The 16,175-nt window shown below is 72.2% G+C and carries 13 protein-coding genes; 5 read left to right on the top strand and 8 right to left on the bottom strand.

Translation table 11 applies throughout. The annotated features are described in order from the left end of the window. From ACWGIF_RS28695 to ACWGIF_RS28665, 7 genes are all read right to left on the bottom strand, one after another. Positions 1-1,353 (bottom strand): amidohydrolase family protein, encoded by a 1,353-nt coding sequence (locus ACWGIF_RS28695; RefSeq protein ID WP_453501793.1) that lies wholly within the window; start codon positions 1,351-1,353, stop codon positions 1-3. Positions 1,354-1,764: 411 nt separating this feature from the next. Continuing rightward, entirely contained in the window at positions 1,765-2,298 is a 534-nt protein-coding gene (locus tag ACWGIF_RS28690; protein WP_453501791.1) for a hypothetical protein, read from the bottom strand. Between the two features lie 182 nt (positions 2,299-2,480). Next, positions 2,481-3,074, bottom strand: a complete 594-nt coding sequence (locus ACWGIF_RS28685; RefSeq protein WP_453501789.1) for a flavodoxin family protein — start codon at positions 3,072-3,074, stop codon at positions 2,481-2,483. A gap of 107 nt (positions 3,075-3,181) precedes the next feature. Further along, on the bottom strand, positions 3,182-4,078 hold the full coding sequence (locus tag ACWGIF_RS28680) for an arginase family protein (protein ID WP_453501788.1): 897 nt from the start codon (positions 4,076-4,078) through the stop codon (positions 3,182-3,184). 263 nt (positions 4,079-4,341) lie between these two features. Beyond that, on the bottom strand, positions 4,342-4,962 hold the full coding sequence (locus ACWGIF_RS28675) for a nucleoside/nucleotide kinase family protein (protein ID WP_453501786.1): 621 nt from the start codon (positions 4,960-4,962) through the stop codon (positions 4,342-4,344). A gap of 198 nt (positions 4,963-5,160) precedes the next feature. Next, positions 5,161-5,571, bottom strand: coding sequence for an Ig domain-containing protein (locus ACWGIF_RS28670; protein ID WP_453501784.1), 411 nt, complete (start codon positions 5,569-5,571; stop codon positions 5,161-5,163). Positions 5,572-5,799: 228 nt separating this feature from the next. Then, entirely contained in the window at positions 5,800-6,699 is a 900-nt protein-coding gene (locus ACWGIF_RS28665; protein WP_453501782.1) for a class I SAM-dependent methyltransferase, read from the bottom strand. A 404-nt stretch (positions 6,700-7,103) separates the two neighbouring features. On the opposite strand from ACWGIF_RS28665, the gene ACWGIF_RS28660 reads away from it, so the two are divergent. Then, positions 7,104-9,851 carry a glycoside hydrolase family 2 protein gene (locus ACWGIF_RS28660; protein WP_453501780.1) on the top strand — a complete coding sequence of 916 codons (2,748 nt, stop codon included), beginning with the start codon at positions 7,104-7,106 and terminating at the stop codon, positions 9,849-9,851. Positions 9,852-9,932: 81 nt separating this feature from the next. On the opposite strand, the gene ACWGIF_RS28655 is transcribed toward ACWGIF_RS28660, so the two are convergent. Next, on the bottom strand, positions 9,933-11,303 hold the full coding sequence (locus ACWGIF_RS28655) for an ROK family transcriptional regulator (protein WP_453501778.1): 1,371 nt from the start codon (positions 11,301-11,303) through the stop codon (positions 9,933-9,935). Between the two features lie 257 nt (positions 11,304-11,560). On the opposite strand from ACWGIF_RS28655, the gene ACWGIF_RS28650 reads away from it, so the two are divergent. The 4 genes from ACWGIF_RS28650 to ACWGIF_RS28635 are packed head-to-tail and all read left to right on the top strand — an operon-like array spanning position 11,561 to position 16,172. Further along, complete coding sequence (locus tag ACWGIF_RS28650) at positions 11,561-12,874, top strand: ABC transporter substrate-binding protein (RefSeq protein ID WP_453501776.1); 1,314 nt, start codon at positions 11,561-11,563, stop codon at positions 12,872-12,874. A gap of 10 nt (positions 12,875-12,884) precedes the next feature. Further along, complete coding sequence (locus ACWGIF_RS28645) at positions 12,885-13,898, top strand: carbohydrate ABC transporter permease (RefSeq protein ID WP_453501774.1); 1,014 nt, start codon at positions 12,885-12,887, stop codon at positions 13,896-13,898. Next, complete coding sequence (locus ACWGIF_RS28640; protein WP_453501772.1) at positions 13,888-14,796, top strand: carbohydrate ABC transporter permease; 909 nt, start codon at positions 13,888-13,890, stop codon at positions 14,794-14,796. Before ACWGIF_RS28645 ends, ACWGIF_RS28640 begins: the two co-directional genes overlap by 11 nt. Further along, complete coding sequence (locus tag ACWGIF_RS28635) at positions 14,793-16,172, top strand: GH1 family beta-glucosidase (RefSeq protein WP_453501771.1); 1,380 nt, start codon at positions 14,793-14,795, stop codon at positions 16,170-16,172. The genes ACWGIF_RS28640 and ACWGIF_RS28635 overlap by 4 nt, the downstream gene beginning before the upstream one ends. The last annotated feature ends 3 nt before the right edge of the window (positions 16,173-16,175 follow it).

The following is a 16,175-nucleotide window of genomic DNA, read 5'->3' as shown; positions in this document are numbered from 1 at the left end:
TCAGGAGGCGGCCCGGAGCCGGGAGGCCGCGGCTTCCGCTTCGTGGACGACGCGAGCGGGATCCACGTCGACGAGGCGTCCGCCCAGCTTGAGCGGCCGGCCGTTCACGAAGACCGCATCGACGTTCTCCGGGCGGCCGTTGAGCACGATCTGGTTGATCCAGTCGAACCGTGGCGCGAAGTTGAGTGCGGCGGGGTCGATCACGATGACGTCGGCGCATTTGCCGGGTGTCAGCGACCCGACCGTCCCGGCCATGCCGATCGCTTCGGCTCCGCCCAGCGTGGCGATCCGCAGCACGTCGTGGACCTGGGGGTACACCGACGTCTCCAGGGAGCGGACCCGCTGCAGGCCGACGGCCGTCTTCATGAGCGCGAAGAAGTCGGAGGTGTCGTTGGTGCCGCCGTCCTGGCCGAGCCCGACCTTGACGCCGCGTCGGCCCAGTTCGGGCAGCCGCATGATCCCCGATGCGAGCCGCATGTTGCTGAGCGGACAGTGCGCGACCCTCGCGTCGTGCGCGGCGATGACGGCCAACTCGTCGTCGCTCAGGTGGATCGCATGGTTCATCAGCAGGCGTGGGCCCAGCGCACCGATGTCCGCCAGAATGCCGATCGGGTCGTCCGCCCGCTGCTCGGCACGTTCGAGGACGTGGCTGTTGAGCATGACGCCGAGGTCTTCGGCGATCTCCCAGTGGACCCGGTTGAGACCCTGGATGGCCCGCGCCGCGTGCGTGGCGACCTGCGCCGAGGCGAGCGGCAGCGGGTCGATGAGTTCCCGCTTCGCCCGGGTGATCAGCGGGGCGTCCCGCTCCGCCTGGAACATCGCGTAGGTGAAGCGCACCCCTGTATCGGCCAAAGCCCGTACGTACTGGACCGTGGTGTCGTACGGGATGGCGTCCACCCAGTCCACGAGTGTGGTCACGCCGGACTGCAGGGAGTCGAGGGCGCCGAGGCGCACGAAGCGGTACATGTCAGCCGGGGTGATCCGTGAGAACGTCCGCCAGTTGCAGTCGGCCAGCCATCCGAAGAGGTCGCGGTCCGCGCAGCCGCCTCGCATGGACGACTGCCACAGGTGAGTGTGGACGTCGACGAATCCCGGCATGACCAGTTTTCCGGCGGCGTCGATCACCTGGGTGCCGGGAGGGGCCGGCAGGCGCTTGCCGATCGCCGAGACGAGTCCGTCGCGCATGAGGACGTCCGCGTGCTCCACGGCGCCCAGCGGGCCTTCGCCGAGGGCGGGGTCCATGGTGAGCACGAGCGCGGCGTTCCTGAGCACCGAGGCCCGGACTGTCGGCGTTCCCCCTCGCGGCTGCGTGCGGCCGGCGGCGCCGAGGACGAAGGGCACGGTCGCGGCCATGCCCAGGCCGGCCAGTACTCCGCGGCGGCTGGGGGGTTCGGGCTGGGGATGAGAGCCCGAGTGCGGGTTCGGGCGCGCGTGCGGGGACGGGCCTGGATCCGATGCGGTTGAGGCGGTGCCGGGACGTTCACGGAGCGGGTCCATGTCGTGTTGCCTCCCAACGAGCCACGGGTGGGATCGGCGATCGCCCTTCCGCGCGCTGACGAGACGTCAGGCGAGCGGGAGGAGTACATGGATCGTGCGTCAGGCCAGGTGACTTCCGATAGAGGCGCGTCAACATTTTGTGGAAATCAGGTACCGGTGCATTGCAGGAAAAAGGCCCCGCCGGTGTTGCACCGGCGGGGCCACACAGTCCTGCTGCAGGCACCGGGCAGGCCGGGCCTCACCCCGCATGCGGGGCCGTGCAGTGCGTCAGAGGGAGTTCTTCGACGCGCTGGAGACGACGCATTCCTTGTACTCGCTGCCGTCGCCCTTCCCGGTGTACGTCGTCGTGGCCTCGGCCTGCCGGGACGCACCCGCCTTGACGGTGAGTCCGGTCACCTGGGCCTGCGCGGGGGCGGCGCTCGACGTGGTACCGCCGCGGAACTTCATGGTGATGTTGTAGGTGTAGTCCAGCGAGCCGTTGTTGGTGACGGTGAGCCGGGCGACCAGGTTCTTGCCGGAGCCGTCCAGCCTGCAGCTGTCGATCCTGATGTCGCGCTCGGCCTTGTTGCTGCTGCTGGAACCGCCGGTGACGGAGGTACCGCCCGAGCTGCTGCTACTGCTCGTGGTGTCGCTGCCGTCGCTGTTGCTGCCACCACCCGTGGTACCCCCGCTGGAGCTGCTGGAGCTCGAGCCGGAACTGCTGCTACCGCCACAGCTGCCGCCGCTGGAGCCACGGGCTCCGGTGAGTGCGACGATGGCGATGCCGAAGACGGCGATGGCGCGGACATGGCGAAGCTTCACGTTCAACCCCGTTGAAATATCAGTGACCGGAAACCCGTCTTGACGGGCACACGTCACCCTAACAGCGCGCGCGGGCGACCTCGTCCGACCGCCACCGCAGGCGGAATCCTCCCGTCCGCCTACGCGCCGCAGCTGCCCACTCCTTCCGGCCCGAACTCGGCGTACAGCGGCGGCAGTTCCTCCTACCGGAACCGGGCCGGCGGGGCCTCGCCGTGGAAGAAGGTTTTGGCGCGGAACATGGCACGGTCGTCGTCCTTCACCTGACCGGGCCGCGAGCCGTTGCCGAGCAGCACCCCGCCGAACCCCATCCGCAGGTAGGCCGCAGTGTGGTGGAGACTGGTCACCAGCCCTTCGGCGACCGCCTCGTCGCGTTCCGCCATGACCGTGACCCCCCACAGCCTCCGGCCCGCCATCTGCTCTTTGAAGTCCGAGCCGGGCACCGTCAGCCAGCCCGACCAGTAGTCGAGGTAGCGCTTGGTGTGCGCGGAGAGCGAGTACCAGTACAAGGGCGAGGCTAGGACGATGTCGGTCGCCTCCAGAGTGGCCTGGCGCAGCAGTTCCTCATTCTCGTCGACGGGCCAGGCACCGGTCTCGTGCCGCCCGTCCTGGAAATCGGGCAGCGGCAGCCGGGCCAGGTCCACCCAGCGCCGGGGCACGTCGGCGGGCAACTGCTCGGCCGCAGCCCGCGCGAGCGTCTCGGTGTTGCCGTCCGCGCGGGAGCTGCCGAGGACGAAGAGGAAAGAGCGGTCCGCGCCGCGGGACGTCTCGATGGTCATGGCTGCTCCGGTTCTCGGACCCGCGGGCGCGGGAGATCTTGTACGGTCTCCGCCTGCAACGCCCGCAACCTGCAAGGCTATTCCGGCAGTTCCGTCGGCCGGCCCACTCAGCGCCTGCGGCCGGTGCGGGCCGACAACCCCCGGTGCAGGCACGCGGTGAGGCGAGCCGCGGCGGTCCCCCCGGGGTCGAGGCGGGGGTTGAAGATCGTGACGTCGAGGCCGACCGCCCGTTCGCCGGCCAGGGCCGTGCACAGGACGCTCTCCAGCTCCTGCCAGGTCAGCCCTCCGGGGAGGCGGTAGTCGACGGCGGGCATGATCGCATCGTCCAGGACGTCCACGTCGAGGTGGACCCAGTACCCGGCGTGGTCGTCGTGCGTGAGCCGGCCGACCGCCTCGCGCGCGGCGGTGGCGGCGCCGGCCGCGCGGACACCATCGAGGTCGATCGCGTGGAGCCGGGGCGGCAGCGGTTGCATCCCGGCCTCGTGAGACTCGGCGGAGTCGCGGAAGCCGAAGGCGACCACGTCCTCGTCGCGGAGCAGGGGGCCGCGGCCTTCGAGGTCGGTGAGCAGCCGGGGGCCGCGACCCGTGGCCAGGGCGAGTTCCATCGAGGCCGCCTCGCCGGCCGGTTCCGCCGAGGGCTGGTAGAAGTCGGTGTGGCCGTCGAGGAACAGCAGGCCGTAGCGGCCGCGGCGGCGCAGGGCGAGGAGGTTGCCGAGCAGGACGGTGCAGTCGCCGCCGAGGACCAGGGGGAAGCGGTCGTCGTCGAGCACGGCGCCGACCGCGTCGGCCAGGCGGACGGAGTACCGCGCGATGCCGACGGGGTTGAGGACCCCGGTGCCGGGGTCCCGCCGGGGGTCGTACGCCGGTGCCTCGACCCGGCCGGCGTGCACCGACCCGGGGTGGTCCGCCAGACCGGCTTCGAGCAGGGCCGTCGGGAGGTCCTGCACGCCGGACGGGCGCAGCCCGAGCACGGAGGGTGCCTCGATGATCGCCACGTCGTGCACGTTCCAGCTCCTTCGCCGTCCCGTCGAGGACCGCGCCACCTGCCCTGCCCGTACCCATGATCCTGCAAGGGCGGACACCGTGCCGAGTCGGCTCCGCGGGGCGGGGCGGGGCCGCTCGGGGGCAGGGTCCGTCGGGCTGCTCGGGGCAGGGTGGGGCTCGGGGCAGGGTCGGGCTCGGGGCCGGCCGAGCCCGGAGACCGGTCGGGCCCGGAGGCCGGTCGGGCTCGGAGGCCGGTCGGGCTCGGAGGCCGGTCGGTGCGTGGTCAGCCGGTGTCGAGAACGAGGTCGGCGCGGTGCCGGCCCGGGGCGATGAGGCGGGCGTTCGCCTCATCCGAGCGGGCCACCCACGCGCGTGCGCACGCCGGCTCCTTGCCGTGCTGTACGTGCCGGTCGACCAGCCGCCGGACGCGCAGGTCCTCGGCCGGGGCGAGATACCAGGCCTCGTCCAGCAGGGGCCGTACCGATGCCCACTGCCCCGCGTCGTGCAGCAGGTAGTTCCCCTCGGTGATCACCAGCGGTACGGCCGGGGGTACGGGGATGCTGGCCGCGATCGGCTCCTCCAGCGAGCGGTCGAAGGCGGGTGCGTAGACCGTGCCCCCGCCGGATGCGCGAAGGCGGCCCAGCAGGGCGACGTACCCGGCTGCGTCGAACGTGTCCGGAGCGCCCTTGCGGTCGGCCCGCCCGACCCGCGCCAGCTCCGCCCGGGCGAGGTGGAACCCGTCCATCGGGACGACCACGGCCCTCTCCGGCCCGAGCGCTTCGGCGAGCAGGGCGGCCAGCGTCGACTTCCCGGCCCCCGGTGGCCCGGCGATGCCGAGGATCCGCCGACCGCCCCGCGCCGCCAGCGCGGCCGCCTTCCCCACCAGCTCCGTCGTCGTCTGCACCTGCCCATCCTGCCCGAGGATCACGCCCCCGCGCCGTCGCGGACGGTGTTCGCCGCACGGGCCGGGCGGCGGCGCTGCGGTCGTCGTGAGGTTTACCGCGATCCGCCGCCGCCCGGTGACGCGCTCGGGTCAGTGGGGCGTTCGGCCAGCGGGTCAGTGGGTCCGGGTCAGGGGTCAGTGGGTCAGGGGGGCAGGGGGTCAGCAGAGCGGGCAGGCCTCCCGGATCACGCGCCAGGTGAAGGTGGTGGAGGCCGCGGAGCCTGCGGCGTCCGTGGCGGTGACGGTGACCGTACGGGTTCCCGTGCCGCGGAGGAAGCCCGAGATCAGGCCGGTCGTGGCATTGATCGACGTGCCCGTGGGCAGGTTCACGGCCGACCACCTGTACGGTGACGCGCCGCCGGTGGCCGTCATCTGCAGGCGGGCGCTGTCGTACTGGTAGGAGAGCTGGTAGCCCGGATTGGCCACGGTCGGGGCGACGGCCGTGCTGTGGACCGCCGGGGCGGCCGTCTGCGGCGCGGCGACGGCCGGGCCGACCGGTGCGGCGAGGACGGCCGTCAGCCCGAGGGCCAGCGCCGCGAGGCGGCGTGGGGCGCGCGAGAATGTGCTCAACAGGACCTCCGAACTCGTCGGGAGGTGTCGAAGGTCCCGGTACGGGTCCCGAGAGCCGTCACCCCCCGTGCTGGGTATGGGTGTTCGAGGTGCGATGGCGCGTCGGAATCATAAGGGGACCGGCCTGTCACGTCGATGGCGCCCAGCGGCGGTGGAAGGGGCGGCAGCCGCGGTCTTCAGCCATCGTTTGCCCATCCAACCCGTACGTCACATGCCGGGACGCGAGCGTCACACCGCCGGCCGTTCCACGGCCCGTTCCGCCGGCGCCTCCCCCGACCACTCCACCGGCCGACCCGCCCGCGACTCGCCCTTCCAGCCCCAGGCCGTGAGCATCCCCGGGGAGATACCGGGGTACCGGGGGGATTCCAGGGAGCGCACGGCCTCGTCGAGCTGTCCGTCGTCGACGAGGCCGGTCCCCACCATGGCCTCCCGTGCCCGGTCCCAGGTGTCGGCCCAGAACCTGCTGATCGCACTGCCCGGCAGGAGCGGTGGTACGTGGATCTCGGCCGCCACGGATTCCAGTCCCGCCTCGCGCAACAGCTCGGGATGGCCGGGCACCCGTGACACGTCCGTGCCGATGGTGTCGCGCAGCCCCTGCCACATGGCCCGCATGGCGCGGGTGTACGGCGTCACGGGCGCGGAGCCCGTGGTCAGGTCGACCGCATCGCTGACGACCAGGACGCCACCGGGGGCGAGCAGCCCGCTCAGCCTGGCGACCATGCGCCGCGGGGACGGCAGGTGCATGAGTACGAAACGGGCGTGGACCAGCTGGAAGAGGCCGGGCGCGAAGTCGTCGGAGGTGACGTCGGCCTGCAGCACGGTCAGTCCCGGCAGGGGGTGCGCCGCGAGGAACCGTACGTCGCGATCCACCGCGAGGACCGTCGCGACGCCCGCTTCGTCCAGCAGGCGGCGCGCCACCGTGCCGGTTCCGGCTCCGACCTCCAGGCAGTTCCAGCCCGGGCCCGCTCCCAGCATCCGCAGCCGGGCCATGGTCGTCGCGTCGTAGGTGAGGGCTCCGAGGTCGATACGGTCGCCCTCGCCACCCTCGTCGGGCCGGAAGACCCGCTCGCCGTAGCGCCCTTCGCCCCGGGAGCTCGCGTCGTCCGACGGCAGCCGTGCGCCAGTCATGAGGTCATTGTCCCCTCGATCGGCCGCCCGGGCGCGCCCGGGCGGCCGGGCGCGGCCGCGACGCGTACGACGCATCGCGGGCACCGCGCGGCACTTCCGGTCGGCCTGCCCCTGCCCGCACCCACCGGTGGCCCGCCCCCACCGACCTCGACCCTGCCCGCCCCCCACCGGTCCCTCCCCCGGCGTGGACTCCGCACAGATCCCCGGCCCGCGTGGAATCCGGCCCGAGGCGGGCGTCGGGGGTGCAGCCGAGGTGATGTCGAGCGCGGCGTCCGCGTGGGCGTCCGCGGGGCAGTCGGGTCACGTCGGGCGTGGCGTCCGCGTGCCCCGGGGCGGAGGCGGATATACCGCAGGGAGCCCCACGTTCCCACCCTGTCCCTCTCCCCCGGCCCGCGGGAGGCCCCGTGTTCCACCGCCTCGCCCTCGGCGCCGTCGCCTTGGTGCTCGCCGTCGCCGCCGGCACCTCCCAGGCGGCTCCCGCTCCCCCGCCCGGTCCCGCTCCCGCTCCCGTGCCGCAGGCGGCTTCCCCGGCGTCAGCGCCCACGACGCGGCCGCAGGTCACCGCCGTCGCCTCGGCCCCCGGCAGCGCGACGGCCCTGGCCGGATACGCCATCCAGTCGACGGCGAAGGTCACCGACCCTGCGGCCGACGTCTCCAGCCCCGGCTACCCGGCGGCGGGCTGGTATCCGGCCGGGCCGCGCTCCACCGTCCTCGCGGCGCTGCTCGCCGCGGGCGTGTACCCCGACCCCTTCTACTCCACCCACCAGCAGCAGATTCCGGCCGCGGACTTCGACGTGCCCTGGTGGTACCGGTCAGACTTCACCGTCGCCGACACGGCCGCGCGCACCTACCTGGACTTCAGCGGCGTCATCTCCGCCGCCGACGTCTTGGTCAACGGCCGCCCGATCGCCCGCGCGACCGCCGTCGCCGGCGCGTACACCCGGCACGAGTTCGACGTCACCGGCCTGATCGGTAAAGGCACCAATACGGTCGCCTTCCGGATCCAGCCCAACGATCCGCGCAAGAAGCTCACCATGAGCTGGCTCGACTGGCTCCAGCCGCCACCCGACGAGAACATGGGCATCGTCCGTGACGTCACGGTGCGCCGCGGCGGCCCCGTCGCCCTGCGCGACGCGCATGTGGTGACCGCCCTGGCCATGCCGTCGATGACCACCGCCGACCTGACCGTCAAGGCGCAGGTGCGCAACGACTCGGCCGCCACCGTCACCGCGGCCGTGTCCGGCACCGCAGGCCCGGCCACCCTCAGCCGGAGCGTCACCCTGGCCCCGGGCGAGACGAGGACCGTGGTCTTCTCCCCCGCCGACCACCCCGCGCTGCGGCTGACCGCCCCCCGCGTGTGGTGGCCCGCCGCGATGGGCGAACAGCCGATGTACGGCCTCGACCTGACCGCGACGGTGAACGGCGCGCCCTCCGACACCGCCCGCCAGTCCTTCGCCGTCCGCGACGTACAGGCGCCGCTGAACGCCGACGGCGCCCGGCAGTACCGGATCAACGGCCGCCCACTGCTCGTCAAGGGCGCCGGCTGGTCCCCCGACGAGTTCCTGCGCTGGGACCGCACCTACGTCGAGGACCGGCTCAAGTACGCCCTCGACCTCGGCCTGAACACCCTGCGCCTGGAAGGGCACATCGAGCCCGACGAGTTCTTCGACCTCACCGACCGGTACGGGATCCTGACGCTGCCCGGCTGGGAGTGCTGCAGCAAGTGGGAGGGCGAGGTCAACGGCACGGAGGCCGGGGAGCGATGGGACTCCGCCGACTACCCGGTCGCCAGGGCGTCCATGGCCGCGGAAGCGGCCCGCCTGCGCCATCACCCCAGCGTGATCTCCTTCCTGATCGGCAGTGACTTCGCACCGGACGAGGAGATCGAACAGGGATACCTCGACGCACTGCGGGCCGCCGACTGGACCGCCCCCGTGATCCCGGCGGCGTCCGACGCCTCCGCCCCGGTCACCGGGCCCTCCGGGATGAAGATGACGGGACCGTACGACTGGGTCCCGCCCGGCTACTGGTACGAGAAGCGGGAGGGCGGCGCGACGGGTTTCAACTCCGAGACCAGTGCCGGCCCGGACGTTCCGACCCTCGACACGCTGCGCCGCATGATGTCCCCGGCCGAGCTGGAGACCCTGTGGAGGGACCCGACCGCCGCCCAGTACCACCGCTCCCCCTCGCGCACCTTCGCCACCATGGCGCTGTACAACGCCGCGCTGGCGGGCCGCTACGGCTCACCGACCGGCCTGGAGGACTACGTGCGCAAGGCGCAGCTCGCCCAGTACGAGAACGTGCGCGCACAGTTCGAGGCCTACGCGCGCCACGCCGGGGACTCGTCCGCGCCGTCGACCGGGGTCATCTACTGGATGTTCAACAGCGGCTGGACCTCCCTGCAGTGGCAGCTGGTGGACCGCTTCCTCGACCAGGGCGGGGCCTATTTCGGTGCGAAGAAGGCGAACGAGCCGCTGCACGTCCAGTACGGGTACGGCGACCGCTCGGTCGCGGTCGTCAACAATCTGCCCGTCGCGGCCTCCGGCCTGACGGCGCGCGTCACGCTCTTCACGCCGGGCGGCGCGCAGCGGTACGACCGGACCGTGTCCGGCCTGAGCGTCCCGGGCGGCGGCGCGAGCAGCACCGTGCTCACCGTGCCCGAGTCGGTCGCAAACCTGCCCACGACCTACCTGGTCCGGCTGCTGCTGACCGACGGCGCCGGGCGCGAGGTGAGCCGGAACGTCTACTGGCTCTCCACCCGGGAGGACGTGCTCGACTATGCGAACAGCGACTGGTACCACACGCCGACCACGTCGTACGCCGATCTGCGCGGGCTGAACTCGATGGAGCGGGCGACGGTGACCGCGGCGGCCTCGACGACGCAGGACGGTGCGGGGAGGTCGACGACGACGGTGACCGTGCGCCACACGGGCACCGGCAGCACGCCGGCCCTGCTCACCGACGTCCACCTGGTGGGGGCGCAGGGCGACCCGGTGCTGCCGGTCCGGTGGAGCGACAACCAGGTCAGCCTGTGGCCGGGAGAGTCGGCGACGCTGACGGCGATCTACCGGACCGGTGATCTGCGCGGCTCCGCACCACGACTGCGTGTCTCGGGCTGGAACACTCCGACGGCCACGGTCCCGGCCGGCTGACCGTTCCCGCCGACCGCGCCGAGGGCCCGGCCCGACCGCTCCGGACACCTGCCGTCGGGCCCGGCCCGCCCCGGAAGGCCGTCAAGCCCGGCCCGCCCGGGTCACCGCGTCGGCACGGGTCACGTCGGCACGGGTCACCGCGTCGGCACGGGTCGACAGCGACGTGTGCCAGCCGGGGGGTTCCGTCGGCGGCTCCGGCGCGGTGCGGCGACCGCCCGTGGCGAAGAACGCCGACAGCGGGAGCGTGGCCGCGCCGACCGTGACCGCGTCCGGGCCCAGCGAGCCGAGGTCCACCGTGACCCGTCGGTCGGGATGGCGCAGCGAGTACCGGGTCGCGTGCTCCCGGACCGAGGGCAGGAGGTGCGGGCCCAGCAGCAGTCCGGCCCAGCCGCCGATCAGGATCCGCTCCGGACGGAACAGGTTGATCAGGTCCGACAGGCCGGCGCCCAGGTACTCCGCCGTCTCCTCCAGGACCTCCAGGGCCACCGGATCCGCCGCTCGCGCCGCCGCCAGCAGCTCCGACAGGGCGTCCTCCTCGTCCACCGCCTCCGGGGCCGCCGCCCCCCGGCCGACCGCGCCGCCGCCCCGCTCCGCCCACCGCGCCAGCAGGGACTCCGCGCCCGTGTAGGCCTCCAGGCAGCCCAGAGCCCCGCAGCGGCAGCGCCTGCCCCGCACCGAGACCGTCAGGTGGCCGCACTCGAGCGGGGTGCCCTCGGTGATTCCGCCGTCCGGCGAGCCGTCGGTGATCAGGCTGGCGCCGACGCCCGAGCCGAAGAGGACGACGACCGCGTCCCTGGCCCCGCGCCCGGCCCCGAACCACATTTCCGCCTGTCCGAGCGTCCGCGCGCCGTTGTCGATGAGGTACGGGACGTCCTCGGGCAGCGCCCCGGTGGCCCTCAGCAGCCGCTCCAGTGGGACCGCGTCCCAGCCGATCGTCTGCCCGTGGACGACGGCCCCGCCCGGCGCGTCGTGCTCCACGATGCCGGGGACGCCGACCCCGACGCCCAGCAGCCGGTCCGTACCGATCTCCGCCTCGGCGAGCACGGTGGCGATGCCGGCCCTGATGTGATCGACGATCGGGCCCACGTCGTAGCAGCCGCGCGGCAGCAACGGCAGCTCTGTGCGGGCCAGTTCGGTCAGGGTCAGGTCGAACAGCTCGACCCGGACCCGCGTTTCGCCGACGTCGACGCCGATCATGTGCGCGCTGCCGGAGCGGACACGCAGCAGCGTGCGCGGCCGGCCGCCGTCCGAGCCGACGACGCCCGCCTCCTCCAGCAGCCCGTCCGCGACCAGTTCGCCGACGACGTTGCTGACGGATCCGGAGCTCAGCCCGGTCGCGGGTCCGAGTTCCTGGCGGCTCATCGGCCCCCCGAAATACAGCCTTTGCAGGACGGCACTGCGATTGCCACGCCGCAGGTCCCGCACCGTGCGTCCGCTACGCCCTGTCGTCATCTGGCCCCTTCCACCGTCACGTTGGCGTGACTTCACTCGCAACATACCCTTGCGCGACCACTTGACGCGACCCTTCCGCGCGGCTTAACTCACGTCCTAAATTAAGGCCTGGACAAAAACGGGTCCAGCACAGCAGGCGCACACAGGTACACCGGCGGCCCGGGTGGACGACGCCCGCGGCCCCGCACCGCCACCCCGCCCCGCCCCGACCCGCCACCGGCCTTCCCCCCGACCCCGCCGAAAGGGACCGAGCCGCCATGCGCAGAACCAGAGCCGCAGCCGTCACCGTCGCCGCCCTGCTCACCGCCACCACCGGATGCGGCGGCGGATCCACCGACAACGGCGGCGGCTCGAACGCCGCCCCCCGGGAGCTCACGTACTGGGCCTCCAACCAGGGCTCCGACATCGCCGCCGACCAGGCCGTCCTCGCTCCGGAGCTGAAGAAGTTCGAGGAGCAGACCGGCATCAAGGTCAAGCTCGAAGTCGTCCCCTGGTCCGACCTGCTCAACCGGATCCTCGCGGCCACCGCCTCCGGGCAGGGCCCCGACGTCCTGAACATCGGCAACACCTGGTCCGCCTCGCTTCAGGCCACCGGCGCCCTGCTGCCCTGGGACGCCGAGAACCTCGAGGCCATCGGCGGCAAGGACCGCTTCGTGGCGTCCGCCATCGGCTCGGCGGGCGCCACCGGACAGGACCCGGCCGCCGTCCCCCTCTACTCCATGTCCTACGCCCTCTACTACAACAAGAAGATGTTCCAGGAGGCGGGCGTCGAGAAGCCCCCCGCCACCTGGGACGAACTGGTCGGCGTCGGCCGGAGGATCAGCAAGGACGGCAAGTGGGCGCTGGGGGCCGAGGGAGGCAACCTCGCCAACAACATCCACCAGGTGTTCGTCCTGTCCCGGCAGCACGGCGGGTCCTTCTTCGACGCCGCGGGCAAACCCACCTTCGACACCCCGGCCAACATCGACGCCGTCAAGCAGTACGTCGACCTGATGGCCAAGGACAAGATCATCGCCCCGGGCAACGCCGAATACGACAAGAACCAGTCCCTGCAGGACTTCGCCAACGGCAGGACCGCCATGGTCCTGTGGCAGAGCGCGGCCAGTTCCTTCAAGGCCCACGGCATGAAGGAGGGCGACTGGGGCACAGCCCCGGTCCCGGTCCCGGCCGGCGCCGCCCCCGGTACCGGCAGGAACGTCAACTCCATGGTCGCCGGCATCAACATGGCCGTCTTCAAGAACACCGACAACCTCGACGGCGCCCTGAAGTTCGTCAAGTTCATGACGAGCGACGAGGAGCAGAAGGTCCTCAACCGGACCTACGGCTCCATCCCGCCCGTCAAGGCGGCCCAGTCCGACCCCGCCTTCGCGAACGACGACCTCACCGTCCTGCGCACCACCCTCGCCGAAAGCGCCGCCCCGCTCCCGCAGGTTCCCGAGGAATCCCAGTTCGAGACCGCCGTCGGCACGGCCGTCAAGGAGCTCTTCGCCGACGCCGCGGCCGGCCGCCCGGTGACCACCGAATCGGTGAAGGCGAAACTCACCAAGGCGCAGCAGCAGATGGCGAGCTGAGCCGCCGGCCATGACCTCTGCGCCCACCACGCTCCCACCCGAGACCGCCGCGGGGCGGCCCCGCGGCGGCGCGCGCGTCCGCCGTTCCGGACGCGCTCCACGTCCCGGCCGGGCACGCCGCATCGCCCTGCCCTACCTCCTGCTGTTGCCCGCCCTGCTGCTCGAACTGCTCATCCACCTGGTCCCGATGGTGATGGGCGTCCTGATGAGCTTCCGAAAGCTCACCCAGTTCTTCATCCGGGACTGGTCCCGTGCCCCCTGGACCGGCTTCGACAACTACGGACTCGCCGTCGACGTCAACCGTCCCGTCGGCAGGGCCCTCCTCGACTCCTTCGTGACCACCTGCCTGTTCACGTTCCTCTCCGTCGCCCTGTGCTGGCTGCTGGGCACCGCGGCGGCCGTGTTCACCCAGCACTCGTTCCGCGGCCGCGGGGTCCTGCGCGCCCTGTTCTTCGTCCCGTACGCCCTGCCCGCCTACGCGGCGGTCATCACCTGGGCGTTCATGTTCCAGCGGGACAACGGCCTGGTGAACCACGTCCTCCACGACCAGCTCGGCCTCGGCGGCGCCGAGCACACCTTCTGGCTGATCGGCGACAACAGCTTCTGGGCGATGCTGACCGTCTCCGTCTGGAGGAGCTGGCCCTTCGCCTTCCTCATCGTGACGGCCGCCGTGCAGAACATCCCCAAGGACCTCTACGAGGCTGCCGCCCTCGACGGCGCCGGCGTCTGGCAGCAGATCCGGCGGATCACCCTGCCCTCGCTCGGCGCCGTCAACCAGGTGCTGGTCCTCGTGCTCTTCCTGTGGACCTTCAACGACTTCAACACCCCGTTCCTGCTCTTCGGCAGATCGGCCCCCGCGGCCGCCGACCTCGTCTCCATCCACATCTACCAATCAAGCTTCGTCACCTGGAACTTCGGAGCCGGCTCGGCCATGTCCGTGCTGCTGCTGCTCTTCCTGCTCCTCGTCACCGCCGGCTACCTCCTGCTGACCAGCCGCGGCCGGAAGGACGCCGATGCCCGCTAGCACGCACACCTCCCGGGGCGGCCGCCGCGCCCACGGCTCCCACCGCACCCGAGGCCCGCTCGACCCGCCCGTCTCCTTCCGGGTGCTGCGGGCCGTCTTCCTCACCCTGCTCGCCGCCTTCACGCTGCTGCCCGTCTTCGTGATGGTCACCAGCTCCCTCAAACCCCTCAAGGACGTCGCCGGGCAGTTCCGGTGGATCCCGAGCGGACTCACGCTGCGCCCCTACGCCGACATCTGGCACACCGTCCCGCTCGCCAAGTACCTCGTGAACTCGCTGATCGTGGCCGGCAGCGCCACCGTCGCCTCCGTCGTCATCGCCGTCTTCGCGGCCTACGCCGTCAGCCGCTACCGCTTCCGCGGCAAGCGCCTGTTCACCGTGACGGTGCTGTCCACCCAGATGTTCCCGGGGATCCTGTTCCTGCTCCCGCTGTTCCTGATCTTCGTGAACATCGGCAACGCCACCGGAATCGCCCTCTACGGCTCCCGCGGCGCACTGATCCTCACGTACCTCACCTTCTCCCTCCCCTTCTCCATCTGGATGCTCATCGGCTACTTCGACTCGGTGCCGCGCGACCTCGACGAGGCGGCCACCGTCGACGGCTGCGGCCCGCTCGGTGCCCTCTTCCGTGTCGTCGTCCCCGCGGCCCTCCCCGGCATCGTCGCCGTCGCCGTCTACGCCTTCATGACCGCCTGGGGCGAGGTCCTCTTCGCCTCGGTCATGACCAACGACACCACCCGCACGCTGGCCGTCGGCCTGCAGGGCTACTCCACGCAGAACGACGTCTACTGGAACCAGATCATGGCCGCCTCGCTCGTCGTCAGCATCCCCGTCGTCGCCGGATTCCTTCTGTTGCAGAAGTACTTGGTGGCCGGACTCACGGCAGGAGCCGTCAAGTGACCCTCTCCGAAAGCCTCCCCAAGACCACCCCGCACGCCGTGGACCTCGGTGCGCTCCCCCGCGACTTCCTCTGGGGCACCGCCACCTCCGCCTACCAGATCGAGGGCGCCGTCGACGAGGACGGCCGCGCCCCCTCCATCTGGGACACCTTCTCCCGCACGCCCGGCGCCATCGACGGCGGCCACACCGGCGACACCGCCTGCGACCACTACCACCGCTGGCCCGAGGACATCGCCCTGATGCGGGAGATCGGCACCAACGCCTACCGGCTCTCCGTCGCCTGGCCGCGCGTCGTCCCCGGCGGCGACGGCCCCGCCAACCCTAAGGGCCTGGCCTTCTACGACCGCCTCGTCGACGGCCTGCTCGCCGCCGGCATCCAGCCTTCCGTCACCCTCTACCACTGGGACCTGCCGCAGGCGCTGGAGGACCGCGGCGGCTGGCCCGAGCGGGACACCGCCGAACACTTCGCCTCGTACGCGGGACTCGTCGCCGCACGCCTCGGCGACCGTGTCACCCAGTGGGCCACTCTCAACGAGCCTCTGTGCTCCGCCTGGATCGGCCACCTGGAGGGCCGGATGGCCCCCGGCCGGACCGACCTCGCCGCCGCCGTCCGCGCCTCCTACCACCTCCTCCTCGGCCACGGCCTCGCCGCCCGCGCCGTCCGGGCCGCCGCCCCCGGCGCCCGTATCGGCATCGTCAACAACCTCTCCACCGTCGAGCCCGCCACCCCCCGCGAGGCCGACCTCGCCGCCGCCCGCCGCATGGACGGCCACGTCAACCGCTGGTGGCTCGACCCCGTCCACGGCCGCGGCTTCCCCGCCGACATGCGCGAGGTCTACGGGATCGACCTCCCCGAACGCCCGGGCGACCTCGAGGCCATCGCCGTCCCCCTCGACTGGATCGGCCTCAACTACTACTTCCCGCAGGTCGTCACCGCCGACCCGGACGGGCCCGCCCCGTACGCCCGCCAGGTCGCCCGGCCGGGTGTCCCGCGCACCGGCATGGACTGGGAGGTCGACGCCGACGGCCTCGAAACCCTGATCATGCGTCTTCACCTGGAGTACGGCTCGGGGCGCATCCACATCACCGAGAACGGCTCCTCCTACCCCGATACCGTCGCCCCCGACGGCACCGTCCACGACCCGGAGCGCACCGCCTACCTCACCGCACACCTGGCCGCCTGCGCCCGCGCTGCCCGCCGGGGCGCGCCCGTGGCCGGCTACTACGCCTGGTCCCTGCTGGACAACTTCGAATGGGCCTACGGTTACGACAAGCGCTTCGGCCTGGTCCACGTCGACTACGCCACCCAGCGCCGCACGGTCAAGTCCAGCGGCCGCCACTACGCCGGGATCATCACCGCCCACCGGGCCGGCTGACCG

It is taken from the genome of Streptomyces sp. NPDC054849, from assembly GCF_053610945.1.
Note: the sequence above shows the minus strand (reverse complement) of the source record. Positions and strands in the feature narration are given on the sequence as shown.